The sequence below is a fragment of the Actinoplanes sp. NPDC051633 genome, from assembly GCF_040681735.1.
Lineage (GTDB): Bacteria > Actinomycetota > Actinomycetes > Mycobacteriales > Micromonosporaceae > Actinoplanes.
The window spans coordinates 1-1,369 of sequence record NZ_JBFAZH010001625.1; the positions used below are offsets into that span (position 1 = coordinate 1).

General features: G+C 74.6%; 2 protein-coding genes. Both read right to left on the reverse strand.

The features are described from left to right. Positions 1-169: 169 nt before the first annotated feature. A complete protein-coding gene (locus AB0M20_RS43720) occupies positions 170-790 on the reverse strand; it encodes a maleylpyruvate isomerase N-terminal domain-containing protein (protein ID WP_364307412.1) in 621 nt (206 codons plus the stop codon). 9 nt (positions 791-799) lie between these two features. Beyond that, positions 800-1,369, reverse strand: a 570-nt coding sequence (locus AB0M20_RS43725) for a 50S ribosomal protein L11 methyltransferase (protein WP_364307414.1), incomplete at its 5' end; no start/stop codon positions are given.

Below are 1,369 nucleotides of genomic sequence, written 5' to 3' on the forward strand. Positions count from 1 at the left end.
ACCGCGACAGACGCCGGCGCGCTGAGGACTGCGCCATTCTCGCCGACGTCGCCCACGCGATCCCGATGCGGTCCCAGCTCACCGACCGCGTGGACGCGCCCGCCTGGCCGGCCCCGGACGTCACCGTCGAGGACGGCTTCGGGCTCCTCGAGCTGCTCCGGGACAACCTCTAGAACGCGGCGACCGACGACGGGGCGCGTTCGGCCCGGGTGAAGGCGCGCAGCAACGCCGGGGTGCCGTGCCGCCGGCGGGCGAATCGGGCCAGCAGCGCCACCACCAGGTCGGCGGCCTCGTCGTCGAAGTCCGGGGTGGGCACGCCGAGGCTGAGCGCCAGGTCGTCGGCGTGCACCAGCAGCTCGAGCAGGCGGGTCGTCAGGCAGTCCCGCAGCGGCAGCACCAGGCCCGCCCGCATCGGCATCGGCCGCTGCTCGGGCAGCGCGGGCAGCGCCGTGGCCAGCCGCGCGACCGCCGCGTCGTACCGGGCGACCAGATCCTCCTGGCCGGTGCCGGCGTCCACCGAGCCGCGCTCCACGATCTGCGCGTTGTCCTGCGCCGTCAGCGTCCAGAGCATGCTCAGATATCCGACGGCGTCGGTCATCGTGGCGCCCGGCGGCATCTCGGCCGTCAGGTAGCCCTCGGTGGTGAAGACCGCCCGGGCGAGGTGGCCGGCCAGCGGACCGACCCGGAACTCGGGCAGCACGCTGGGCTCGTCCCACTTCTCGGCGACCAGCGGCGAACGCAGCAGGGCGGAAACGGTGGCGGCAGTGGACAGGAAGGCGTCGATCACCATGCGCGCAGCCTAGGACTCCACCTGCCAGACCGTGATCCGGCGGGCGGGCACGCTTTCCAAGGCGAATGACACGGGTACGTCCTCGTACACCGCCCGGGAGACCAGCCCGTCGGGCAGATACGCGCGCCCGGGGTCGCCGAGCAGCACCAGCGACCCTCGCTCGGCGGCCCGGCGCAGGAACGGCACCACCCGCCCCGCCATCTCCCGGCTGTAACAGACGTCCCCGGCCAGCACGACGTCGAAGGCCGGGTCGGACCGGAGCAGATCGCCGCCGGCCAGCTCCAGCGAGACGGCATTGGCGGCGGCGTTCGCCCGCGCCGCGGTCAGCGCCCGCGCGTCGATGTCGTTCGCGGTGACCGAGGAGGCCCCGGCCAGAGCGGCGGCGATGGCCACCAGCCCCGACCCGGTCGCCAGGTCCAGCACGGTGCGCCCGGCCACCAGCTCGGGCGAGTCCAGCACGAACCGGGCCAGCGCCTGACCGCCCGCCCACGCGAAGGCCCAGAACGGCGGCGGCTGCTGCCCGCCGTCCGTCTCCTCGGTCCGCTCCCACAGCGCGATCGGCTCGTCGGCCTGGTGAAG

Coding starts and splice junctions, on each gene's coding strand:
- AB0M20_RS43720 (WP_364307412.1), bottom strand. CDS start 790: ATGGTGATCGACGCCTTCCTGTCCACTGCCGCCACCGTTTCCGCCCTG.